General features: G+C 64.9%; 23 protein-coding genes and 2 pseudogenes. 19 read left to right on the top strand and 6 right to left on the bottom strand.

Annotation, left to right across the window (positions count from 1 at the left end; genetic code table 11):
• Positions 1–213 precede the first annotated feature (213 nt).
• Positions 214–1,260 carry a glycoside hydrolase family 5 protein gene (locus tag BGI51_RS02690; RefSeq protein WP_187980229.1) on the bottom strand — a complete coding sequence of 349 codons (1,047 nt, stop codon included), beginning with the start codon at positions 1,258–1,260 and terminating at the stop codon, positions 214–216.
• Positions 1,261–1,560: 300 nt separating this feature from the next.
• Positions 1,561–1,752 carry a hypothetical protein gene (locus BGI51_RS02685; RefSeq protein WP_158891359.1) on the bottom strand — a complete coding sequence of 64 codons (192 nt, stop codon included), beginning with the start codon at positions 1,750–1,752 and terminating at the stop codon, positions 1,561–1,563.
• A 721-nt stretch (positions 1,753–2,473) separates the two neighbouring features.
• Here BGI51_RS02685 and BGI51_RS02680 point away from each other — a divergent pair.
• The 4 genes and pseudogenes from BGI51_RS02680 (at position 2,474) to BGI51_RS02665 (ending at position 5,923) form a co-directional block, all read left to right on the top strand.
• A pseudogene (locus tag BGI51_RS02680) lies at positions 2,474–3,183 on the top strand (ABC transporter permease).
• Between the two features lie 9 nt (positions 3,184–3,192).
• A complete protein-coding gene (locus tag BGI51_RS02675) occupies positions 3,193–4,095 on the top strand; it encodes a glycine betaine ABC transporter substrate-binding protein (RefSeq protein WP_187980228.1) in 903 nt (300 codons plus the stop codon).
• A gap of 3 nt (positions 4,096–4,098) precedes the next feature.
• Positions 4,099–4,758, top strand: coding sequence for an ABC transporter permease (locus BGI51_RS02670; protein ID WP_187980227.1), 660 nt, complete (start codon positions 4,099–4,101; stop codon positions 4,756–4,758).
• A gap of 10 nt (positions 4,759–4,768) precedes the next feature.
• Positions 4,769–5,923, top strand: a complete 1,155-nt coding sequence (locus tag BGI51_RS02665) for an ABC transporter ATP-binding protein (protein WP_187980226.1) — start codon at positions 4,769–4,771, stop codon at positions 5,921–5,923.
• A 238-nt stretch (positions 5,924–6,161) separates the two neighbouring features.
• On the opposite strand, the gene BGI51_RS02660 is transcribed toward BGI51_RS02665, so the two are convergent.
• Together BGI51_RS02660 and BGI51_RS02655 are read right to left on the bottom strand one after the other, a co-directional pair.
• Entirely contained in the window at positions 6,162–6,635 is a 474-nt protein-coding gene (locus BGI51_RS02660) for a L,D-transpeptidase family protein (protein WP_405046304.1), read from the bottom strand.
• A 229-nt stretch (positions 6,636–6,864) separates the two neighbouring features.
• Positions 6,865–7,419, bottom strand: a complete 555-nt coding sequence (locus tag BGI51_RS02655) for an NUDIX hydrolase (RefSeq protein WP_133861267.1) — start codon at positions 7,417–7,419, stop codon at positions 6,865–6,867.
• Positions 7,420–7,546: 127 nt separating this feature from the next.
• Between BGI51_RS02655 and BGI51_RS02650 the strand changes: the two genes are divergently transcribed.
• The 3 genes from BGI51_RS02650 (at position 7,547) to purT (ending at position 9,612) form a co-directional block, all read left to right on the top strand.
• Positions 7,547–8,134: a CoA pyrophosphatase gene (locus BGI51_RS02650; RefSeq protein ID WP_133861266.1), complete on the top strand. Its 588-nt coding sequence runs from the start codon at positions 7,547–7,549 to the stop codon at positions 8,132–8,134.
• Positions 8,135–8,211: 77 nt separating this feature from the next.
• Positions 8,212–8,409, top strand: a complete 198-nt coding sequence (locus BGI51_RS02645) for a DUF1289 domain-containing protein (protein WP_133861265.1) — start codon at positions 8,212–8,214, stop codon at positions 8,407–8,409.
• 21 nt (positions 8,410–8,430) lie between these two features.
• Positions 8,431–9,612 carry a formate-dependent phosphoribosylglycinamide formyltransferase gene (gene purT, locus BGI51_RS02640; protein ID WP_133861264.1) on the top strand — a complete coding sequence of 394 codons (1,182 nt, stop codon included), beginning with the start codon at positions 8,431–8,433 and terminating at the stop codon, positions 9,610–9,612.
• A 61-nt stretch (positions 9,613–9,673) separates the two neighbouring features.
• Here purT and BGI51_RS02635 read toward each other — a convergent pair whose 3' ends face one another.
• Both BGI51_RS02635 and BGI51_RS02630 read right to left on the bottom strand, forming a co-directional pair.
• Positions 9,674–10,978 carry an MFS transporter gene (locus BGI51_RS02635; RefSeq protein WP_133862630.1) on the bottom strand — a complete coding sequence of 435 codons (1,305 nt, stop codon included), beginning with the start codon at positions 10,976–10,978 and terminating at the stop codon, positions 9,674–9,676.
• Between the two features lie 188 nt (positions 10,979–11,166).
• Positions 11,167–11,967, bottom strand: a complete 801-nt coding sequence (locus BGI51_RS02630) for a cytochrome C assembly family protein (protein ID WP_187980225.1) — start codon at positions 11,965–11,967, stop codon at positions 11,167–11,169.
• A gap of 420 nt (positions 11,968–12,387) precedes the next feature.
• On the opposite strand from BGI51_RS02630, the gene ffh reads away from it, so the two are divergent.
• From ffh to recJ, 12 genes and pseudogenes are all read left to right on the top strand, one after another.
• Complete coding sequence (gene ffh, locus BGI51_RS02625; protein ID WP_133862628.1) at positions 12,388–13,767, top strand: signal recognition particle protein; 1,380 nt, start codon at positions 12,388–12,390, stop codon at positions 13,765–13,767.
• A gap of 250 nt (positions 13,768–14,017) precedes the next feature.
• Positions 14,018–14,266: a 30S ribosomal protein S16 gene (gene rpsP, locus BGI51_RS02620; protein WP_017640797.1), complete on the top strand. Its 249-nt coding sequence runs from the start codon at positions 14,018–14,020 to the stop codon at positions 14,264–14,266.
• Positions 14,267–14,271: 5 nt separating this feature from the next.
• On the top strand, positions 14,272–14,808 hold the full coding sequence (gene rimM / locus BGI51_RS02615; RefSeq protein WP_064307868.1) for a ribosome maturation factor RimM: 537 nt from the start codon (positions 14,272–14,274) through the stop codon (positions 14,806–14,808).
• 3 nt (positions 14,809–14,811) lie between these two features.
• Positions 14,812–15,548, top strand: a pseudogene (gene trmD, locus BGI51_RS02610) (tRNA (guanosine(37)-N1)-methyltransferase TrmD).
• Positions 15,549–15,590: 42 nt separating this feature from the next.
• Complete coding sequence (rplS, locus tag BGI51_RS02605) at positions 15,591–15,941, top strand: 50S ribosomal protein L19 (protein WP_007160957.1); 351 nt, start codon at positions 15,591–15,593, stop codon at positions 15,939–15,941.
• Positions 15,942–16,010: 69 nt separating this feature from the next.
• Positions 16,011–16,424, top strand: coding sequence for an acyl-CoA thioesterase (locus BGI51_RS02600; protein ID WP_133862625.1), 414 nt, complete (start codon positions 16,011–16,013; stop codon positions 16,422–16,424).
• Positions 16,421–17,311 carry a site-specific tyrosine recombinase XerD gene (xerD, locus tag BGI51_RS02595; RefSeq protein ID WP_187980224.1) on the top strand — a complete coding sequence of 297 codons (891 nt, stop codon included), beginning with the start codon at positions 16,421–16,423 and terminating at the stop codon, positions 17,309–17,311. The genes BGI51_RS02600 and xerD overlap by 4 nt, the downstream gene beginning before the upstream one ends.
• A gap of 62 nt (positions 17,312–17,373) precedes the next feature.
• Positions 17,374–18,099: a thioredoxin fold domain-containing protein gene (locus BGI51_RS02590; RefSeq protein ID WP_007160960.1), complete on the top strand. Its 726-nt coding sequence runs from the start codon at positions 17,374–17,376 to the stop codon at positions 18,097–18,099.
• A gap of 60 nt (positions 18,100–18,159) precedes the next feature.
• Positions 18,160–19,464, top strand: coding sequence for a homoserine dehydrogenase (locus BGI51_RS02585; RefSeq protein WP_187980223.1), 1,305 nt, complete (start codon positions 18,160–18,162; stop codon positions 19,462–19,464).
• 46 nt (positions 19,465–19,510) lie between these two features.
• Positions 19,511–20,920 (top strand): threonine synthase, encoded by a 1,410-nt coding sequence (gene thrC, locus BGI51_RS02580; protein ID WP_187980222.1) that lies wholly within the window; start codon positions 19,511–19,513, stop codon positions 20,918–20,920.
• A 220-nt stretch (positions 20,921–21,140) separates the two neighbouring features.
• Positions 21,141–21,680: a YaeQ family protein gene (locus BGI51_RS02575; protein WP_133862621.1), complete on the top strand. Its 540-nt coding sequence runs from the start codon at positions 21,141–21,143 to the stop codon at positions 21,678–21,680.
• The gene (gene recJ, locus BGI51_RS02570; protein ID WP_187980221.1) at positions 21,680–23,401 is read left to right on the top strand and encodes a single-stranded-DNA-specific exonuclease RecJ; all 1,722 of its coding nucleotides are present in this window, start codon (positions 21,680–21,682) and stop codon (positions 23,399–23,401) included. Before BGI51_RS02575 ends, recJ begins: the two co-directional genes overlap by 1 nt.
• The last annotated feature ends 27 nt before the right edge of the window (positions 23,402–23,428 follow it).

The following is a 23,428-nucleotide window of genomic DNA, read 5'->3' as shown; positions in this document are numbered from 1 at the left end:
TACGATAGCTGACATGGCATCCTTTCTCTTGTGCGTCGCAAGCGTCTTAATAGTCGCACTATTACTTGCTGTTACATTTTGATCGCTAAACGCCAGCAAGTTCTTACCCGACCGTCCATGGCCAAGCGTTTTGTGATTGCAGTCACCGATTTCCGGACATGTTGTCGCATAACTGCAAGAAGGCGCCGCCTGGTTCGCCTGGCGGCGCTGCGGTCAGCGCGGGCCCAGTGCCTGGCAGCCGGCGGGCTTCACGTACTTCTGCAGCACGCTCCACTGCGGCCGGGGTTTGCCCTTGACCGGCTCGATTGCCAGCGGGTAGTCGCCCCAGTTGGGGCCGGCTGCCCAGTACATGGCCGGGATGCATTCCTGCCGCAGCCGTGCCAGCAACCTGTCCATGGCTGCCAGCCAGCGCGGATCGTTGTCCGGTACGCCGAACTCGCCGATGTGACCGCGCTTGCCGTGCTGCTTGAGCCAGGTGATGAAGGGCTCGACCCGGCGGATGCCGACATCCGGGTCGAAATCGGTCATATCCTTTTTGAGGTATTTGCCGCCACCGTCGTTGTCGAAATAGACGTGCGCCGAATAGATCAGGTTGTCTGCCGGATCCTTGAGGCCGAGCAGCTTGGCGTTGTAGCGCGGCCAGAGATAGCTGCTGGACCAGCCGTTGCCTTCGATCAGGATCGGTCGCGCCCGATCGACGTCACGCACGGCGTCGATGCCATGCTGCGCCGCCACCGGCCACTGCTCAACCGCATCGTGGGGCTCGTTCATGATGTCGTAGGCGGCCAGGGCAGGGTGCTCGTGCCAGCGCTGGGCGATTCGCTGCAGGACATCGGCATAGGCCGGATAGGGCACCGCCGCGCTGCCGATGATCTGGCCGCGGTATCTCATGTAGTTGTGCAGATCCAGGATCACGCTCATGCGATAGCGCTTGGCATTGTCCAGGGTCTGGTCGATCAGCTTGGCGTAGGCGGGGTCCAGGGGTTGCCCCAGACGCGGCTGCAGGCGCTCCCAGATGACCGGGAAGCGGATCACCCGGATACCCTTGGCCGCCCAGCGCCGGTAATGACCGGCGTCGGGAAAGAAATAGTTGGTGCCCGGTTTGCCCGGCAGTACGTGAGGTGCGAAGCCGGCGCCGGAGAAATTCAGGCCGATCAGATCGGTGGGAAAATCCCGCGGAGTGGCCTGGGTGACCGGTGTGGCTGCCAGGAAGAGCAGGGCGAACAGGGTGGTGATAGCGGATTTCAGGCGTAGCGTCATCGGCAAGGTCCCGGACAGTGACGGAAGACGTTGGGTGATCGGGCGCAGGGGCTCGACTCGCCATCAGGCCTGAAGAGACGCCGGGAAGTTGCAGTGCAACGCTCAGAAGGTGCGCCAGACAACGTTAATGCCAGGCGAAATCAGTGGAAATGCGAGCTGGGTAGGGCTGGCGGGCAGCGCAAGGCTGGATGTTGGGGTGTCTGGCGAGGGGCGGGATGAAAGCCGCTGGAGCGGGTAATGAGCTGCCTGTGACTACTTTCCATCGGTTGATGGCGCAGGCAGATCATTCGAAAGCGGTGTTTAGCGACGCAGGCAGATTCCAGCCCACTGCTCTGCTTCGCGGCGGGCCGAAGCCTCGTCATCGAAGTCGGCGATCAGGCCGCCATGAGCATAGACCACGACCCAATTTTCCACCTTGGGTTGCAGCAGCATTACCGGGGCAGAGGATAGAACAGCAGAGTCCAACGATGCACAAGCCGTCATGTCATTCATAACGTTCCCTTTGAAGTTAGCTCGATGAATAGTCTGTTTTTATGGCGGTACCAGGAATGGCGCTTGGTGCTATCACTGGGCCACCTATTGACCTTGGTATGGCTGAATGTTCCCTCAAAGCGTCAGCCACTCGTCGGCATGATAAAGAGGTGCCAAAACCTCGTCATCGCACTGGCGCACAAAAAGATGTTTCAGTGATGACCGTACGTCAGCCAGGCTGTGTGGCGCTCCACGAAACCGAGGCGGCTCGCGACGCTATCTGCGACCGGGTTCGCGCTGGTGCTGCAAAGCAGCTAACAGTAAGTGTATTAAATTTATCGTCACATATTTGTCAGCGGCTCTAGCCCGCGCCTCTCCCTTTTGATGCGATATGAAAGCCTCTCGCCCGGGCCTTTCACTCTGTCAAGTCATGCAGTTTTCGCGATCGGATTGGCATTGAGCGAGTCTATTGGGTTAGCCTGAAAAGGAGCTGACGAACTATCGACTGCGATGGGCGTCAATCTCTTCGGTCGAGGCAAGGCGCCATGTCGTTCCCCAGGGAGCGACACCCAAGGGCTAGGCAGATCCGAGATCCGCAGTGCCCCGTTGGTCCAGCCGGCATACCCGCCATGCCCTGCTGTGTCTCGACCCTGAACCCGGACAGCCGTCCTGCGCCTCGCTCCTGTCGCGAGGTCCGCACTCGGAAGGCATGCGGCCTGTCCGCCCGTTGAAGGAGCCTGACATGGCGAAGTTCAAGACCCTCCTGCTCGGCACGGCCGCGGGAGTGGTGATCCTGGCGCTGCTGGTGCACTGGATCGGTAGGGATACCCTCGCTACCTATCGCGCGGATCTACTGTTCTATCTCCAGGCCCATCTCTACCTGGTGGTCGTTTCCATGGTATTGGCGCTGCTGGTGGGACTCCCCGCCGGGGTCCTGCTCAGTCGACCGCGATTCGCCCGCAGCGCCGAGCGCTTCATGCAGGTGTTCAACATCGGCAATACCGTCCCCCGCTGGCGGTGCTGGCCATTGCCCTGGGCATCGTCGGCATTGGCGACGGACCGGCGATCCTGGCGCTGTTCCTCGCCTCGCTGCTGCCCATCGTGCGCAACACCTACGAGGGGCTGAAGAACGTGCCCGCCTCGCTCAAGGAAGCGGCCACCGGCATCGGCATGACGCCTGCCCAGGTGCTGACCAAGGTGGAGCTACCCAATGCCGTGCCCATCATCATCGGCGGGGTTCGGGTTGCCCTGGCGATCAATGTCGGCACCACGCCGCTGGTATTTCTCATCGGCGCCAACAGCCTGGGCAGCCTGATCTTTCCTGCCATCGCCCTGGAGAACCAGTCACAGCTGCTGCTGGGCGCCGCCGCTACCGCACTGCTGGCGCTGCTGCTGGATGGCCTGGTGCTGCTTGCCAGTCGCCTCTGGCTGGAACGCGGCCTGGCCCGCTAAGGAGACGAGATGAAGAAGTTGCTTATCGCCCTGGGCGCCGCCTGGTTCGGATTGACACTGGCCAGTGGTACCCAGGCCGATCCGATCCGCATCGGTGCCAAGGTCTTCACCGAGCAGGCCATCCTCGCCGAACTCACCGGGCAGTATCTGTCCAGGCACGGCTACCAGCCGGAGATCGTCGGCGGCCTGGGCAGCACCATCGCCTGGAACGGCGTGAAGAACGCCCAGCTCGACCTCACCTGGGAATACACCGGTACTTCGCTGGTGGCCTACAACCATGTCACCGAACGACTGGACAAGGACGCCTCCTACCAGCGAGTCAAGCAGCTGGACGCCAAGGTCGGTCTGGCGTGGCTGGCGCCCACCCGCTTCAACAACACCTATGCCCTGGCGCTGCCGGAGAAGGTCGCCCGGCAGCATCCCGAACTCAACAGCATCAGTGACCTGGCCGGACTGCTCGAGGCCGAGGCGGGCAAGCGCCACCTCACCGCGCTGGACATCGAGTTCGCCAACCGCTCCGACGGCCTCGCCGGTCTGGTCAAGGCCTATGGCCTGAGCTACACCCGCGATGACATCCGCCAGATGGACCCGGGCCTGGTCTACACCGCCCTGCGCAACGGCCAGGTCTTCACCGGTCTGGTCTACACCACCGACGGCCGCCTGGACGCCTTCAAGCTCAAGGTGCTGGAAGACGACAAGGGTTACTTCCCCGACTACACCGCCGCGCCAGTGGTAAACGCCCGTTACCTGGAAAGGCATCCGGATCTCGCCACGCTGCTCAAGCCCCTGGCGGAAAGCCTGGACCAGGCCACCATGCGCCAGCTCAACGCCAAGGTGGACATCGAGCGACAGACTCCGGCCCAGGTAGCTCGCGACTTCCTTGCCCGGCATCCCCTAGACGGAGGGCAGTGACCCATGGATTTCGTCACCTCCTTCAATCACATCGACTGGTTGCAGGTCCTCGAACTGACCCGCCAGCACATCACCCTGGTAGGCGTCGCCGTGACCCTGGCGATCCTGGTGGGCGTGCCCCTGGGCATCCTCATGACCCGCTACCCTGCGCTGGCCGGACCGCTGCAGGCGCTGGCCACGGTGGTCATGACGCTGCCTTCGATCGCCCTGTTCGGTCTCCTGCTGCCGTTCTACTCCAAGTTCGGCCAGGGCCTCGGTCCGCTGCCGGCGATCACCGCGGTGTTCCTCTATTCGCTGCTGCCGATCCTGAGAAACACCTATTTGGCGCTGACCAGCGTCGAACCGGGGATCCGCGAGGCGGGCGTCGGCATCGGCATGACCTTCTGGCAGCGCCTGCGGATGGTCGAGCTGCCCATCGCCCTGCCGGTGATCCTGGCCGGGGTGCGCACCGCCGTGGTCATGAACATCGGCGTCATGACCATCGCCGCCACCATCGGCGCCGGTGGCCTGGGCGTGCTCATCCTCACCGCCATCAGTCGCAGCGACATGGCCACTCTCATCGTCGGCGCCGTGCTGGTCAGCCTGCTGGCCATCGTCGCCGACCTCGTCCTGCAGTGGCTGCAACGCCGCCTCACCCCGCGCGGCCTGCGCAGCGCCTCTTAAGGAGCCCCAGATGATCGAACTCGACCGCCTGACCAAGACCTTCAAGCAGCACGGCAAGGACGTGACCGCGGTGGACGCCGTGAGCCTCACCGTGGAGGAGGGCCAGATCTGCGTCTTCCTCGGCCCCTCCGGCTGCGGCAAGACCACCACCCTGAAGATGATCAACCGCCTGATCGAACCCACCTCGGGACGGGTACTGATCAATGGCGAGGACACCACCGGCATCGACGAGGTGACCCTCAGGAGACATATCGGCTACGTGATCCAGCAGATCGGTCTGTTTCCCAACATGACCATCGAGGAAAACATCACGGTGGTGCCCAAGCTCTTGGGCTGGGACAAGAAGAGATGCCGCGAGCGCGCCACCGAGCTGATGAGCATGGTACAGCTCGAACCCAAGCAGTACCTGTCGCGCTATCCGCGCGAACTCTCCGGCGGCCAGCAGCAGCGCATCGGGGTGATTCGCGCCCTGGCGGCCGAGGCGCCGCTGCTGCTGATGGACGAACCCTTCGGTGCGGTGGACCCGATCAACCGCGACGCCATCCAGAACGAGTTCTTCCAGATGCAGCGGGCGCTGAACAAGACGGTGATCATGGTTAGCCATGACATCGACGAAGCCATCCGCCTGGGCGACAAGATCGCCGTGTTCCGTGGCGGCCGCCTGGTGCAGTTCGACCATCCGGACACCCTGCTGGCCCATCCCAAGGATGAATTCGTCAGCAACTTCGTCGGCCAGGACAGCACCCTCAAGCGCCTCTTGCTGATCCGTGCCGAGGACGCGGCCGACAATGCGCCGTCGATCCAGGCCGAGACCCTGATCGGCGACGCCGTGGAGTTGATGGAAGAGCACGACCGCCGCCATGTGGTGGTGACGGATGCCGCCAACAAGGGCCTGGGCTATGTGCGTCGGCGTGACCTGCGGGGCCAGAGCGGACCGGTGGCGCCCTTCATTACCCCGTTCAAGGCCACCGCGGCCTTCGACGAGCACCTGCGCATCCTGCTGTCACGCATGTACCAGTTCAACACCTCCTGGCTGCCGGTACTCAGCGCCGACAACGACTTCCTTGGCGAGGTCACCCAGGAATCCATCGCCGACTATCTCAGCAGCGGTCGGTCGCGTGGCAAGACCACCATCGTCTCGCCGGCGGAGCAGGTGGCGGGGTAGGACAGGGGACGCCTATCGGCGCAGAGTCTGTGCAAAGGTTCGCGAGCCAGAGCCGAACAAAGCCTGGGCGGCCCCGCGAAGACACCTGAGGAAGCGATCGGACTCGCGCTCGACCGGGCTCGCGCGCGAGTTTACGAAGGGTAGATGAGCATTGCGACGGGGCTGCCCAGGTCGGACTGGCGACCCAGGGCCTCTTCAACGCGGTTCGGCCGACGCGCAGCAGCCTTTGGATAGACTCTCAGGGGCGGATCTCGATCAGGGTGCCGTCCTTGACCAGGCCCCAGACCTCACGCATGTCATGGTTGGTCAGCGCGACGCAGCCATTGGTCCAGTTCAACGAGTTGAAGTACCACTCGGGGTATTCCTCGTCGATGGGCGTACCGTGCAGCATGATCATGCTGCCTGGGGGTACGCCAGCCTGATGCGCGCGGGCCAGATCCTCCCGGTTGGGATAGGAGATGTGCATGGCCAGGTTGAACTTGTCGCTGGTCTTGCGCCAGTCGATCCAGTAGAAGCCTTCCGGCGTACGCTGGTCGCCCTCGCGCAGCTTGGGGCCGCGGGGATTCTTGCCCAGCGAGATGCGATAGGACTTCATCACGGTATCGCCGCTGAGCAGCTGCAGCTGGTTGCGCGACTTGATCACCAGCACCTTGTCGATCAGCGGCGCGGCCGGCTGGCGGATCACCGTGACACTGGTGCTGGCCTGAGCCAGCTGGGGAAGCAACGAACCGCACAGCACATAGCAGAGCGCCAACAACAGGTGCAACGGACGCATGTCGGGAAGATCCTCGGAAGAGCTCAGGGCCTGTTCAAGGTCTCGCGAGCTAGAGACAAACAAGGCGAAAATGGCTGAGGAAGCGGAGTTTACAGATAGTAAATGAGCATTCCGACGGCATTTTCAACGACGTTGGGCCGACGCGCAGCAGACTTTGAGCAGGCCCTCAGGCAGGCTTGGGTGCGACCACCATGGGCGCCATGCCCTCGTGACGCAACGGATACTCGCCGCGACGGCGATCGGCGAAAAAGCATTCTAGTGTTCGCTTGATGGTCGGAAAAGCCAGAGACGACCAGGGGATGTCGGCTTCGTCCAGAAGGCGCACATCGAGACTTTCCTCGCCGACGGCAAAGCGGCCGTCGACCAGCTCGCCGCGGAACAGCATGTAGATCTGATCGATGTGCGGCAGATCGAAGAGGGTATAGAGCTCCAGGCCCTGCACCTGCGCGCCGGCTTCCTCGAGGGTCTCGCGGGCGGCGGCTTCGGTGGTGGTCTCGCCGTTTTCCATGAAGCCCGCCGGCAGCGTCCAGTAACCCTGGCGCGGCTCGATCGCGCGCTGGCAGAGCAGCACCTTGCCCTCCCAGGTCGCCAGGCAGCCAGCCACCACCCGCGGATTCTGATAATGCACTGCGCCGCACTGGCTGCAGACCAGGCGCATCCGGTTGTCACCCGCGGGAATGCGCGCTTCCAGCAGGCCGCCACAGTGATTGCAATGCTTCATGGTTCATCCTCGTTTTGCTGCAGTGTGCCGGGACGCTCCCGGGCCTCGCAAGCGATGGCAGGACTTGGGATTGCCCGGCGGGCATGCCATGATCCAGGGGATACGATGAGCAAGGGAGAATCTTGGCGTGGATGAGTTGCTCCAGCGCCTGCGTCACTATCAGCCGCGCACCCTGAGCGGCACCGAAAGCTACCAGGAAGCGGCGGTGCTGGTGCCCATCATTCGTGGCGAGCATCCCGAGTTGCTGCTCACCCTGAGGGCCAGCAACCTGTCCACCCACGGTGGCGAGGTGGCCCTGCCGGGCGGGCGGCGCGATCCCGAGGATGCCGACCTGGTGGCCACCGCCCTGCGCGAGGCCGAGGAAGAGGTCGGGCTGCCACCGGGTCTGGTGGAAGTCATCGCGCCCCTGAGTCCGCTGGTGTCGCGCTACGGCCTGGCGGTGACCCCCGTCGTCGCCCTGATTCCGGATCAGCTCGAATACATTCCCAGCGAAGCCGAGATCGCCGCGATCTTCACCGTGCCCCTGCGGTTCTTCTGCGAGGTGCCGCCGGATTACACCTTCCGGGTCGACCACGATGGCCTGCGCTGGCAGGTGCCCAGCTATCAATATGGCGAGCACCGCATCTGGGGGCTGACCGCGGTGATCATCGTCGAACTGGTCAACCTGCTGTACGACGCCGGTATCGTGCTCAAGGCACCGCCCAAGCGGGATTGAGCGGTATCGGCAAGGTAAAGGCACATGCCAAATTTGGTATTAACGGGCACAATGCGCGGCCATTCGAGGGAAGCCGCATGACCACCGCCGATTCACCCGTGCGTTCGCCCTGCGTCCATGTCTGTGCCCTGGACGAACAGGACATCTGCATCGGTTGCCAGCGCAGCGCCGCCGAGATCACCCGCTGGATGTCCATGAGCGAGAGCGAGCGCCGCGAGGTGCTGCTGCGTTGCGGCGAGCGGGCGCGAGCGAGCGGTGCGGCCTTCCTGACCTGATATCAGCCGGAGAGATCTGTCATGCCCCGTATCGGTACCCCCCTGTCCCCCAGCGCCACCCGCGTGCTGCTCTGCGGCTCCGGCGAACTGGGCAAGGAAGTCGTCATCGAACTGCAGCGCCTGGGCGTCGAAGTCATCGCCGTGGATCGCTATGCCGATGCCCCGGCCATGCAGGTCGCCCACCGCAGTCACGTCATCGACATGCTCGACGGTGCCGCCCTGCGCGCGGTGATCGAGCGCGAGCAGCCGCACTTCATCGTGCCGGAAATCGAAGCCATCGCCACCGCTACCCTGGTGGAGCTGGAAGGCGAGGGCTACACCGTGGTGCCTACCGCCCGTGCGGCCCAGCTGACCATGAATCGCGAAGGCATCCGTCGCCTCGCCGCCGAGGAACTGGGCCTGCCCACCTCGCCCTATTACTTCGCCGACACCTACGAAGACTACGCCGCCGCCGCCGAGGCGCTGGGCTATCCCTGCGTGGTCAAGCCGATCATGAGTTCCTCGGGCAAGGGCCAGAGTCTGCTGCGCAGCGCCGACGAGCTGCAGGCCGCCTGGCAGTACGCCCAGGAAGGCGGGCGTGCCGGCAAGGGCCGGGTGATCGTCGAGGGTTTCGTCGACTTCGACTACGAGATCACCCTGCTGACCGTGCGCCACGTCGGCGGCACCTCCTTCTGCGCACCGGTCGGGCATCGCCAGGTCAAGGGCGACTACCACGAGTCCTGGCAGCCCCAGGCCATGAGCGAGCAGGCCCTGGCCGAATCCGAACGGGTCGCTCGCGCCGTCACCGAGGCCCTGGGCGGTCGCGGTCTGTTCGGCGTGGAGCTGTTCGTCAAGGGCGACCAGGTCTGGTTCAGCGAGGTTTCGCCGCGGCCCCACGACACCGGCCTGGTGACTCTGATCTCCCAGGATCTCTCCGAATTCGCCCTGCATGCCCGGGCCATCCTCGGCCTGCCGATTCCCACCATCCGCCAGTTCGGTCCCTCGGCCTCGGCGGTGATCCTGGTGGACGGCGACTCGCGCCAGACCGCCTTCGCCAACCTCGGCGCGGCCCTGGCCGAACCCGACACCGCACTGCGTCTGTTCGGCAAGCCGGAGGTGAAGGGGCAGCGGCGCATGGGCGTGGCCCTGGCCCGCGATGAAAGCATCGAGGCCGCGCGGGCCAAGGCCGTGCGTGCGTCCCAGGCGGTGAAGGTCGAGTTGTAACGTCGTCTGCGCATCACGAAAAAAGGGCCCCGCGGGGCCCTTTTTTATTGGGTAGAAAAATCTACAGCGACTGGTCGCGCGTTTCGCGCATGCACAGCACCGCCACAAGGCTGATGGCCGCCGCCGCCGAGACATAGCCACCCACCCAGCTCAGGCCACCGGCTTCCACCAGTTGCTGCGCGGCATAGGGCGCCAGGGAGGCGCCGAGGATGCCGCCCAGGTTGTAGGCCGCCGAGGCACCGGTGTAGCGCACCCGGGTCGGGAAGATCTCCGGCAGCAGGGCGCCCATGGGGCCGAAGGTCATGCCCATGAGAAACAGCTCCAGGGCCAGGAACAGGCCGACCGCCTGGCTGGAACCATGGGTCAGCAGCGGCTCCATGGCAAAGCCCGACAGCAGGGCGGCGATAGCGCTCACCGCCAGTACCGGCTTGCGGCCGAAGCGATCCGCCAGCCAGGCCGAAAGCGGCGTGGCCAGGGCCATGAACAGCACCGCCACGCAGAGCAGGCCGAGGAATTCCTGGCGGCTGTAGCCGAGGTTCTTCACTCCGTAGCTCAGCGAGAACACCGTGGAGATGTAGAAGAGGGCGTAGCACACCACCATGCTCAGAGCGCCCAGCAGTACCGCCTTGCCGTGCTTGCCAAAGGTCTCGACCATGGGCAGGCGCAACTTCTCGCGACGGGCCATGGCCTCGGCGAACACCGGCGTCTCGTGCAGCGACAACCTCACATAGAGGCCGACCACCACCAGCAGGGCGCTGAGCAGGAAGGGGATGCGCCAGCCCCAGGCGCGGAATTGCTCGTCGTCCAGCAGCAGCGCCAGGGCCAGGAACAGGCCGTTGGCCATGAGGAAGCCGATGGAAGGGCCGAGCTGGGGGAACATGCCAAACCAGGCGCGCTTGCCGGGTGGGGCATTCTCGGTGGCCAGCAGCGCCGCGCCGCCCCATTCGCCACCCAGGCCCAGGCCCTGGCCGAATCTCAGCAGGCACAGCAGGATCGGTGCCCAGACGCCGATGCTGGCATAGCCGGGCAGGAGACCGATCAGGGTGGTGGAGATGCCCATCAGCAGCAGCGAGGCCACCAGCGTGGACTTGCGGCCGATGCGATCGCCGAAATGGCCGAACAGCAGCGAACCCAGGGGGCGCGCCAGGAAGGCGATGCCAAAGGTGATGAAGGCGCTGAGGGTCTGGGCCATGCCCGCGCCCTGGGGAAAGAATACCGGGCCGATCACCAGGGCCGCGGCCGTGGCATAGACATAGAAGTCGTAGAACTCGATGGCGGTGCCGATGAAGCTGGCGGTGGCCACGCGGGTGGGGGAATTGCGCGGCACGGAGGTGGGCGCGTCGAAGGCGGCAGCGGTCGTGGACATGCAGGGTTACCGGGCAGTCGTTCTTGTAGGAGGCGTCTGCCGGAGCGGCCCGATGGGGCAGCGGCTGTCCGAGGATGGGGACGGGCGGGACGACCTGTTATGACGTGCCGGGCGCGAAGCGGCTGTTGGCCGGGTCGCGCCGAACGTGGTTCGGTCGCCTGATTATGCAGGTAGTGGAACGACGACTGTCAACGATGCAGGATGAATTCCCGCACCAGCTTGCTACCGAAGTAGGCCAGCATCAGCAGGATGAAGCCCAGCAGCGTCCAGCGGATCGCCGTATGGCCGCGCCAGCCCAGGCGATGGCGACCCCACAGCAGGATGCCGAACACCACCCAGGCGATGCAGGAGAGCACCGTCTTGTGGATCAGGTGCTGGGCGAACATATCCTCGACAAAGAACCAGCCGGAGATCAGCGCCAGTGACAGCACTACCCAGCCAGCCCAGAGAAAGCCGAACAGCAGGCTTTCCATGGTCTGTAGCGGCGGAAAGCTGCGGATCAGTCCCGAGGGGTGCTTGTTCTTGAGTTGATGGTTCTGCAACAGCACCAGGCAGGACTGCAGCACCGCCAGGGTGAAGAGACCATAGGCGATGATCGACAGCAGTACGTGCACGACGATCCTGGGCGATACGTCCAGCGGGGTCACGGTGCCCGGCGGCACGAATTCGGCCAGCAGCGCGGTGACGGCGCCGAGGGGATAGACCAGCACCAGCAAGGGTTGCAGCGGCATGCGCAGGCAACCGATCAGCATCAGGGCGATGGCGGTCGCCGAGATCAGGCTCGAGGCGTCGAAGAAGTCCAGGCTCAGGGTCGGCTCGAGGATCAGCTGCAGGTAGACCGCCAGGGCGTGGGGCAGCAGGGCCAGGATGCCGGCACCCAGGACCAGGGGCTTGTTCGATGGCTGTTTGCGCAGCAGGCAACTGCCCTGGTAGAGGGTCGCGAGCAGATAGAGGGCGGCGGCCAGGAGGGTGGGCAGCAGGGCGTGCATGGTCCGGTTTCAGCAGAGCGGAAAGCAGGCGAGTGTGGCACAGACAGGGCGGTACAGAAAGTCTGAGCCGCGCCCTGGCGCCGGCTGGCCAGACTGGGCGAACCCTTGCCGCCACCGGGTGGTCCCAAGAGGTACATATCTAGAAGAGGTCGCGACCATGCTTAAATTTCTCGGCGGTACCATGGGCATCATCTTTCTGATCGGCCTGGTGGTGGTCATCGGCATCTTCTCGCTGATTTTCTGATCCCGTCCCCTCGTGCACCGGCCTGGGCGCCGGTGCCTTTCCCTCCCTTCTCAGCTGCCCGCCGAATCGGGCACTGCTGACGGATTCATGCGGTACAGGCCCCAGCGGCTATCCCTGGTCAGGCGCTCTTTCGTTATACTTGTCGGTCAGCCGCCGTTTCTGCCCTGGATGTCCGCATGTTCGAGAATCTCACAGACCGCCTGTCCCAAAGCCTGCGCCACATTACCGGCAAGGCCAAGCTCACCGAAGACAACATCAAGGACACCCTGCGCGAGGTGCGCATGGCGCTGCTCGAGGCAGACGTCGCCCTGCCGGTGGTCAAGGAGTTCGTCAACCGGGTCAAGGAGCGGGCGGTCGGCACCGAGGTGTCCAAGAGCCTGACGCCGGGACAGGCCTTCGTGAAGATCGTGCGCGCCGAACTCGAAGCCATCATGGGTGCGGCGAACGAGGATCTGGCGCTCAACGTCGCGCCGCCGGCGGTCATCCTCATGGCCGGCCTGCAGGGCGCGGGCAAGACCACCACCGCGGGCAAGCTGGCGCGCTTCCTCAAGGAGCGCAAGAAGAAGACCGTCATGGTCGTCTCCGCCGACGTCTACCGCCCGGCCGCCATCAAGCAGCTGGAGACCCTGGCCGGGGAGGTCGGGGTCATCTTCTTCCCCTCCGACATCAGCCAGAAGCCGGTGGAGATCGCCCAGGCCGCCATCCGTGAGGCCAAGCTCAAGTTCATTGACGTGGTCATCGTCGACACCGCCGGTCGCCTGCACATCGATAGCGAGATGATGGCGGAGATCCAGCAGGTCCATGCCGCCACCAGGCCGGCCGAGACCCTGTTCGTGGTCGACGCCATGACCGGTCAGGACGCCGCCAACACCGCCAAGGCCTTCAACGACGCCCTGCCGCTGACCGGCGTGATCCTGACCAAGGTCGATGGCGATGCCCGGGGCGGTGCCGCCCTGTCGGTCCGCCACATCACCGGCAAACCGATCAAATTCATCGGCATGGGCGAGAAGAGCGAAGCCCTCGACCCCTTCCACCCGGATCGCGTCGCCTCGCGCATCCTCGGCATGGGCGACGTCCTCTCGCTGATCGAGCAGGCCGAGCAGACCCTGGATCGCGAGAAGGCCGACAAACTGGCCAAGAAGCTCAAGAAGGGCAAGGGCTTCGATCTCGAAGACTTCCGCGACCAGTTGCGCCAGATGAAGAACATGGGCGGCCTGGGTTCGCTGATGGACAAGCTGCCGACCATGATGGGCGGCATGAACATCCAGCAGATGGGCAATGCCCAGGGCGCCGCGGAAAAGCATTTCAAGCAGATGGAAGCCATCATCGACTCCATGACCCCGGCCGAGCGCCGTGATCCGGAGCTGATCAGCGGCTCGCGCAAGAAGCGTATCGCTCTGGGTTCCGGTACCCAGGTGCAGGACGTCGGCCGCCTCATCAAGCAGCACAAGCAGATGCAGAAGATGATGAAGAAGGTCACCGCCAAGGGTGGCATGGCCAAGATGATGCGCGGCATGGGCAGCATGCTCCCCGGCGGCGGCATGCCCAAGATGTGATTTCCTGGTGCCGCCCGTCGCCAGATGGTCGGCACCGGCAAGGGCTCTGTGAAGGGCGTCGGCACCAGTGCTGATGCACCTTCGCGAGCGACGAGGCTCCGCTGCTGGAGTCTCCAGGCTGCCGCAATGCCGAGGGCACCGTTTAAAGCCATTGGCAAACCGGGTGACAGCCCTTAGAATATGCGGCCTTTCGGGCCATGTGGCCCAGTGTGCCCACAGCTACAAGCACCGACTACAGGAACGAAGTTCAATGGTAACCATCCGTCTAGCCCGTGGCGGCTCCAAGAAGCGCCCCTTCTACCACCTGACCGTGACCAACAGCCGCAATGCGCGTGATGGTCGTTTCGTCGAGCGCATCGGTTTCTTCAACCCGGTGGCCAGCGGCGCCGAAATCCGTCTGTCGGTGGATCAAGAGCGTGCCAGCTACTGGCTGTCGCAGGGCGCCCAGCCGTCCGAGCGCGTCGCTCAGCTGCTCAAGAGCGCTCAGGCTACCGCCTGAAGATCATGAGTACGCCGACCTCCGCCCCCGACCTGGTGGTCCTGGGCAAGATAGTTTCGGTCTTCGGCGTACGCGGTGAGCTCAAGATCTACTCCTTTACCGATCCGCTCGACAATCTGCTGGACTATCGGACCTGGACGCTCAGGCGCGAAGGCGAGACCCGGCAGGTCAAGGTGCTCGGCGGTCGGTTGCACGGCAAGGTCCTGACGGTACGTCTGCAGGGCCTGGACGATCGTGAAGAGGCCCGCCTGATGGCCGGTTTCGAGATCTGCGTGCCGCGCAGCGAATTGCCCCAGCTGGGCGCCGGTGACTACTACTGGCATCAGTTGGAAGGTCTCAAGGTGATCAATCGCGAAGGCCAGTGGCTGGGTGTGGTGGATCATCTGCTGGAGACCGGGGCCAACGACGTCATGGTGGTCATGCCCTGTGCTGGCAGCCTCGACGATCGTGAGCGTCTGTTGCCCTATCTGCCCGACCAGTACGTGCTGGCGGTGGATCTGGCCAAGGGCGAGATGCAGGTCGACTGGGACGCGGATTTCTGATCCATGCGTATCGATGTCATCAGCATCTTTCCCGAGATGTTCGAAGCCGTGAGCGCCTATGGCGTGAGCGGTCGCGCGATGAAGCAGGGGCTCCTGGAGCTGACCTGCTACAACCCGCGCAGCTATACCGAGGATCGCCACCAGACCGTGGACGACCGGCCCTTTGGCGGCGGTCCCGGCATGGTCATGAAGATCCAGCCGCTGGAGCGCGCCCTGGCCGATGCCCGGGGTGATTCGGCGGCGAAGGTGATCTACCTGTCCCCCAGGGTCGCAAGCTCGACCAGGCGGCGGTACGGGAACTGGCGCAGGAGGAGCATCTGATCCTCATCGCCGGGCGTTACGAAGGCATTGACGAGCGTTTCATCGAGACGCACGTGGATGAAGAATGGTCGATTGGCGACTATGTGCTGTCCGGCGGTGAATTGCCGGCCATGGTGCTGATCGATGGGGTTACGCGACTGCTGCCCGGAGCCTTGGGGCATGTGGATTCCGCCGAGCAGGACTCGTTTACCGACGGCCTGCTCGATTGCCCGCACTACACCCGACCCGAGGTGTACGAGGGCCGTCGCGTACCCGACGTGTTGCTCAGTGGTAACCACGAGCATATCCGGCGCTGGCGCCTGCAGCAGTCCCTGGGACGCACTGCGGAGCGACGCGCCGATCTTCTGGATGGCCGCTCGCTTTCTGGGGAAGAGCAGAACCTGCTGGCGGAATATCTCCGTCAGCGGAACGATAGTTAGGTATCGATGGCGGGCCGCGGCCTGTCTTAGGAGCAGAGTGACATGACCAACAAAATCATTGCCCAGATCGAAGCTGAGCAGATGAACAAAGAAATCCCGGCGTTCGCCCCCGGCGACACCGTGATTGTCCAGGTTAAGGTGAAGGAAGGCGACCGTCAGCGTCTGCAGGCCTTCGAAGGCGTGGTGATCGGCAAGCGTAACCGCGGCCTGAACAGCGCCTTCACCGTACGCAAGATCTCCAACGGCGTTGGCGTCGAGCGTACCTTCCAGACCTACAGCCCGCTGGTCGACAGCCTGAGCGTCAAGCGTCGCGGTGACGTGCGCAAGGCCAAGCTGTACTACCTGCGCGAACTGTCCGGCAAGGCTGCCCGCATCAAGGAAAAGCTTTCCTGATCGCGGCGTGACCAGAAAAAAGCAGCTTCGGCTGCTTTTTTCGTTTCTGAGGTTCGAGGTATTACAGATATGAGCACCCGCGAAGCGGAAATCCAGCGGCGCACGGCGCTGTCGGAAACCCGGGTGGCCAAGGCGGTCTTCCCGCCCACCACCAATCATCACGACACCCTGTTCGGCGGCACCGCCCTGGCCTGGATGGACGAGGTGTCCTTCATCACCGCGACGCGCTTCTGCCGCAAGCCGCTGGTCACGGTCTCCACCGACCGGATCGATTTCAACCACCCCATTCCCGCCGGCTCCATCGTCGAGCTGATCGGCCGGGTGGTGAAGGTTGGCAACACCAGCATCAAGGTGCAGGTGGAGGTGTTCGTCGAAGGCATGCTGGCAGAAGGGCGCGAACGCGCCATCAACGGCGCCTTCAGCTTTGTCGCCGTCGATGACGAGGGCAAGCCGACGCCGGTGCTGCCCGGCTTCGCCGCGTGAGCGCCGAACGGCTGATCGAGGAATTCCTCGATGCCCTGTGGCTGGAAAAGGGGCTGTCGCCCCATACCCGCAGCGCCTATCGCACCGATCTGCTGGCCTTCGCCCGCTGGCTGGAGGGCAGGGGCCTGACCCTGGAGACGGTCGGCCGTGACGCCGTGCTCGATCATCTCGGCTGGCGCCTGAGCGAGGGTTACCAGGCGCGTTCCACCGCGCGCTTTCTCTCCGGCCTGCGCAGCTTCTACAAGTACGGCGTGCGCGAAGGGCGGATCGCCGAGGACCCGACGCTGCTGGTCAGCATGCCGCAGCTGGGCGCGCCGCTGCCCAAGAGTCTGTCCGAGGCGGATGTGGAGGCGCTGCTGGCGGCGCCGGATACCGACGACAGCCTCGGTCTACGCGATCGCACCATGCTCGAGGTGCTCTATGCCACCGGCCTGCGGGTGACCGAACTGATCAGCCTGACCCTGGACGAGATCAATCTGCGCGAGGGTTCGCTGCGGGTCTTCGGCAAGGGCAGCAAGGAGCGGCTGATTCCCCTGGGCGAAGAGGCCATCGCCTGGCTGGAAAGCTATCTGAAGACCGCACGTCCGCTGCTGCTGGGCGGCCAGCCCGGCGACATCCTCTTTCCCAGCCAGCGGGGCACGCCCATGACCCGGCAGACCTTCTGGCACCGCATCAAGCTGCATGCCCAGGTGGCCGGCATCCGCACCTCGCTGTCGCCACACACCCTGAGGCACGCCTTCGCCACCCATCTGCTCAACCACGGCGCGGATCTGCGCACGGTGCAGATGCTGCTCGGCCATACCAGCCTGTCCACCACCCAGATCTACACCCACGTCGCCCGCGTGCGGCTGCAGCAACTGCACGCCCAGCACCATCCGCGCGGCTAGGGCCCACCGCCGTAGCCGGCAGGTCTGTGGTAGGCTTGCCGGCGTCTCAACAGGAGTCAAACATGCGTATTTCCCAACTGTTGCTCGCCGCTTGCCTGGGGCTTGGCGTGCAACTGGCTCAGGCCGAACCTGAGCAGGCCATTCGCCAGAGCCTGACCGCGCTGCAACCCAATCTCGCCATCGAGTCCATCGCCAAGAGTCCGCTGGAAGGCCTCTACCAGGTCCAGCTCAAGGGCGGCCGCGTGCTCTATGCCAGCGGCGATGGCCAGTTCGTCATGCAGGGCTATCTCTATCAGGTCAAGGACGGCAAGGCCTCCAACCTGACCGAGAAGGCCGAGAACGTCGCCGTGGCGCGGCAGATCAATGGCCTCGATCGCAACCAGATGATCGTCTATCCCGCCCAAGGCGAGACCAAGGCGCACATCACCGTCTTCACCGACACCACCTGCCCCTATTGCCAGAAGCTGCACGCCGAGGTGCCCGAGCTGAACAAGCGCGGCATTGAGGTACGCTACCTGGCCTTCCCGCGCCAGGGCATGGGCTCGCCGGGTTCCAAGCAGCTGGAGGCGGTGTGGTGCGCCAAGGACAAGCCGGCGGCGCTGAACCAGATGTTCACCGGCCGTGAGGTCAAGTCCGAGAGCTGCCAGAATCCGGTCGCCCAGCAATTCGCGCTGGGGCAGAACATGGGCATCCAGGGCACGCCGGCGATCATTCTCGCCGATGGCCAGATGATCCCGGGCTACCAGCCGGCCGACCAGCTGGCGGAAGCGGCAATCGGCGCCCGCTAGGCGCTGCGAAAGATTTCAACGGCGCTGCGGAGCGGCGCCACCTGATAGGGGGATAAGGGTGTGAAGCCGGTCAAAGTAGGCATCTGTGGTCTGGGTACCGTGGGCAGCGGGACCTTCAACGTACTCAAGCGCAACGCCGAGGAAATCGCCCGGCGCGCCGGGCGGGGTATCGAGGTGGCGCAGATCGCCCAGCGCCGACCCAATCCCCAGTGCGATACCGATAGCACGCCGATCACCGCCGATGTCCTGGCGGTGGCCGACAATCCCGAGATCGACGTGGTGGTGGAGCTGATCGGTGGCTACACCCTGGCCCGCGAGCTGGTGCTGCGCGCCATCGCCAACGGCAAGCACGTGGTCACCGCCAACAAGGCGCTGATCGCCGTGCACGGCAACGAGATCTTCGCCAAGGCCCGCGAGCAGGGCGTGATCGTCGCCTTCGAGGCCTCGGTGGCCGGCGGCATCCCGGTGATCAAGGCGCTGCGCGAAGGCCTGGCCGCCAACCGTATCAACTGGGTGGCCGGCATCATCAACGGCACCGGCAACTTCATCCTCTCCGAGATGCGCGAGAAGGGTCGCACCTTTCCCGATGTCCTGGCCGAAGCCCAGGCGCTGGGCTATGCCGAGGCCGATCCGACCTTTGACGTCGAAGGCATCGATGCCGCCCACAAGCTGACCATCCTGGCCTCCATCGCCTTCGGCATCCCGCTGCAATTCGACAAGGCCTACACCGAGGGCATCACCCGCCTGACCACCGCCGATGTCGGCTATGCCGAGGCGCTGGGCTATCGCATCAAGCACCTGGGCGTGGCGCGCAGCACCGACCAGGGCATCGAGCTGCGGGTACACCCGACGCTGATCCCGGCCGATCGCCTGATCGCCAACGTCAACGGCGTGATGAACGCGGTGATGGTCAATGGCGACGCCGTCGGTTCGACGCTGTTCTACGGCGCCGGTGCCGGGCAGGAGCCGACCGCCTCGGCGGTGGTGGCCGACCTGGTGGACGTGGTTCGCGCCATGACCTCGGATCCCGAGAATCGCGTGCCGCACCTGGCCTTCCAGCCCGATGCGCTGTCCGACCATCCGGTGCTGTCGATCGAGGCCTGCGAGAGCGCCTACTATCTGCGCATCCAGGCCAAGGATCACCCGGGCGTGCTGGCTCAGGTGGCGAGCATCCTCTCGGCGCGCGGCATCAACATCGAGTCCATCATGCAGAAGGAAGCCGAGGAACATGACGGCCTGGTGCCCATGATCCTGTTGACCCATCGCGTGACCGAGCGCCACATGGTCGAGGCCATCACCGCCCTGGAAGCCCTGGACGACGTCGTCGGCGATGTCGTCCGCATCCGCGTCGAGCACCTGAACTGAGCAGCCTGGCGGCGCCCGGCGCCGCCGTCTTTCCCGAGGTCGAGTCATGCGTTACATCAGTACCCGCGGCCAGGCGCCCGCGCTGAATTTCGAAGAAGTGCTGCTGGCGGGTCTCGCCAGCGATGGCGGTCTCTACGTTCCGGAGAACCTGCCGCGCTTTTCCCTGGAGGAAATCGCCTCCTGGGCCGGTCTGCCCTATCACGAGCTGGCCTTCCGGGTGATGAAGCCCTTCGTCGCCGGCTCCATCGCCGATGCCGAATTCAAGGCCATCCTGGAAGAGACCTACGCCGGTTTCGCCCATGGCTCGATTGCGCCGCTGCGCCAGCTGGATGCCAACGAATGGGTACTGGAGCTGTTCCACGGCCCGACCCTGGCCTTCAAGGACTTCGCCCTGCAACTGCTGGGGCGGCTGCTCGACCATGTGCTGGCCAAGCGCGGCGAGCGCGTGGTGATCATGGGCGCCACCTCCGGCGACACCGGCTCGGCGGCCATCGAAGGCTGCAAGCGCTGCGAGAACGTCGACATCTTCATCCTCCATCCGCACCAGCGGGTGTCGGAAGTGCAGCGCCGGCAGATGACCACGCTGCTGGGCGAAAACATCCACAACATCGCCATCGAAGGCAACTTCGACGACTGCCAGGAGATGGTCAAGGCCAGCTTCGCCGACCAGGGCTTCCTCAAGGGCACCCCGCTGGTGGCGGTCAACTCGATCAACTGGGCGCGGATCATGGCCCAGATCGTCTACTACTTCCATGCGGCCCTGCAGCTGGGCGCCCCGGCGCGCTCCATCGCCTTCTCGGTGCCCACCGGCAACTTCGGCGACATCTTCGCCGGGTACCTGGCGCGCAACATGGGGCTGCCGGTGAGCCAGCTGGTGGTGGCCACCAACCGCAACGACATCCTGCACCGCTTCATGTCCGGCAATCGCTACGACAAGCAGCAGCTGGAAGCCACGCTGTCGCCGTCCATGGACATCATGGTCTCGTCCAACTTCGAGCGCCTGCTGTTCGACCTGCACGGTCGCGATGGCCTGGCCCTGGCCGAGCTGATGGCGAACTTCCGCAGCAGCGGCACCCTGACGGTGGCGGACGATCGCTGGACCGAAGCGCGCAAGCTGTTCGACTCCCTCGCCGTGAGCGATGAAGAGACCTGCGCCACCATCGCCGAGGTGTATGCCACCACCGGCGAGGTGCTGGATCCGCACACCGCCATCGGCGTGCGCGCCGCTCGCGAATGCCGGCGTAGCCTGGCCACCCCGATGGTGGTGCTGGGTACCGCCCACCCGGTGAAATTCCCCGAGGCGGTGGAAAAGGCCGGCATCGGCGCGACCCTCAGCCTACCGACCCACCTGGCCGATCTGCTGCAGCGTGAAGAGCGTTGCACCGTGCTGCCCAACGACCTCGCCGCCGTCCAGGCCTTCGTCAGCCGCCACGGCAAGCGTGGTCAGCCGCTGTAGGGCGGTAGCACACCCGTGTTGGGCTTCGCGGCGCTCAACCCAACCTACGCGGGCCTGTAGGTTGGGTTGAGACGGCTCCATCGTCGAAGCCCAACGAGGCGGACCCGAACCTTCTAGCGTTGGGCTTCGCTGCTCTCAGCCCAACCTACGGATCCGCGGTCCCAAGGTCCCCTGCCTTTTTTCCGGTACAATGCCCGGCTTTCCCTGCCGGTGACCCGCCATGGCTCTGCAAGCCACGCCCTACAAAGTCGAACTCAACCTCACCGATCTGGATCGTGGGGTCTACGAGAATCTGCGTCTGACCGTGGCGCGGCATCCCTCCGAGACCGAGGAGCGCATGGCGGTGCGGTTGCTGGCTTACGTGCTCTGGTACAACGAGCAGCTGGCCTTCGGCCGCGGCCTGTCCGACGTCGACGAGCCGGCGCTGTGGGAAAAGAGTCTCGATGGCCGGGTGCTGCACTGGATCGAAGTCGGCCAACCCGATGCCGACCGCCTGACCTGGTGCAGCCGTCGCACCGAGCGGACCAGCCTGCTGGCCTACGGCAACCTGCGTGTCTGGCAGACCAAGGTGGTGGACGCGGTCAGGACGCTGAAGAATCTGCACATCGCCGCGGTTCCCGCCGAGCCCCTGGCCGAGCTGGCCCGCGATCTGCCGCGCAGCATTTCCTGGCAGGTGATGATCAGCGAAGGCACCCTGTTCGTCACCGACGACCGCGGTCAGCACGAATTGCAGCTGGAATGGCTGCTGGGCGAACGTTGATGCGCCTGGAGCCCCGTCCGCTGCCGGCGGTATTGCCCGACCTGGGCGATCTGCCGCCGCTGCTTACCCGGCTCTATGCCGCGCGCGGCGTGACCTTGCCGGAAGAACTGGACAAGGGGCTGGCGCGACTGGTGCCCTATCACCAGCTCAAGGGCATCGAGGCGGCGGTGGAGCTGCTGGCACGTGCCCTGGAAGAGCGTCGGCGCATCCTCATCGTCGGCGACTTCGATGCCGATGGCGCCACCGCCAGTGCCGTGGGCGTGCTGGCCCTGCGTCGCCTGGGAGCGGCCTGGGTGGACTACCTGGTGCCCAATCGCTTCGAATACGGCTACGGCCTGACACCCGAGATCGTCGCCGTGGCCCTGCAGCGCGAACCCGAGGTGCTGCTCACCGTCGACAACGGCATCTCCAGCCTGGACGGCGTGGCTGCGGCCAAGGCGGCCGGGCTGCAGGTGGTCATCACCGACCACCACCTGCCGGGCGCCGAATTGCCCGCCGCCGATGCCATCGTCAATCCGAATCAGCCGGCCTGCGCCTTTCCCAGCAAATGCATCGCCGGGGTCGGGGTGATCTTCTATGTGATGCTGGCCCTGCGCAGTCGCCTGCGCGAGAACGGCTGGTTCTCCCGTCAGGGCCTGGCCGAGCCCAATCTGGCCGAGTTGCTGGATCTGGTCGCCCTCGGCAGCGTCGCCGACGTCGTGCCGCTGGACGCCAACAACCGCATCCTGGTGCACCAGGGGCTGATGCGGATCCGCGCCGGTCGGGCACGACCGGGGCTTAAGGCGCTGCTGGAAGTGGCCGGGCGCCAGCCGGGCAAGGTGGCCTCCAGCGACCTCGGTTTCATTCTCGGTCCGCGGCTCAATGCGGCGGGGCGCCTGGACGACATGTCCATCGGCATCGAATTGCTGCTCTGCGAAGACCCGCAGCTGGCGCAGGAATATGCCCAGCAGCTGGACGACTTCAACAAGGATCGCAAGAGCATCGAGCAGGGCATGCAGCGCGAGGCGCTCAAGCAGCTCAAGGAGTTGCCGGAAGACAATCTGCCCTTCGGTCTCTGCCTGTTCGACCCCGAGTGGCACCAGGGCGTGATCGGCATCCTCGCCTCGCGCCTCAAGGAAAAATATCACCGCCCGGCGCTGGCCTTCGCCGACGACGGCAGTGGCAACGGCATGCTCAAGGGCTCGGCGCGCTCGGTACCCGGGCTGCATATCCGCGATGCCCTGGATGCCGTGGCGACCCGTCATCCGGGGCTCATCACCAAGTTCGGCGGTCACGCCATGGCCGCCGGCCTCAGCCTGCCTCAGGCGCACTACGAGACCTTTGCCGCCGCCTTCGATGCCGAGGTGCGGCGTCACCTGCAGGCCGAGGATCTCAGCGGTCGCCTGCAGACCGATGGCTGCCTGGCCCCGACCGAATTCCAGCTCGGCCTGGCCCAGGCCCTGCGCCAGGCCGGTCCCTGGGGGCAGCAGTTTCCCGAGCCGCTGTTCCACGGCACCTTCGAGATCCTCTCCCAGCGTCTGCTCAAGGAGCGGCACCTCAAGCTGACCCTGCGCAGCGAGCAGGGCGGCCCGGAGCTGGATGGCATCGCCTTCAACATCGACCGCGACACCTGGCCCGATCCCAACATTCGCTGGGCCGAGCTGGCCTATCGGCTGGACGTGAACGAATTCCGTGGCAACGAGAACGTGCAGTTGCTGGTGGTGCACCTGGCACCGCGTTAGGGCTCGTTTGAAAAGTGCCTGCGCTTG

This window comes from Pseudomonas oryzihabitans (assembly GCF_014522265.1).
Taxonomy (GTDB): domain Bacteria; phylum Pseudomonadota; class Gammaproteobacteria; order Pseudomonadales; family Pseudomonadaceae; genus Chryseomonas; species Chryseomonas aestiva.
Note: the sequence above shows the minus strand (reverse complement) of the source record. Positions and strands in the feature narration are given on the sequence as shown.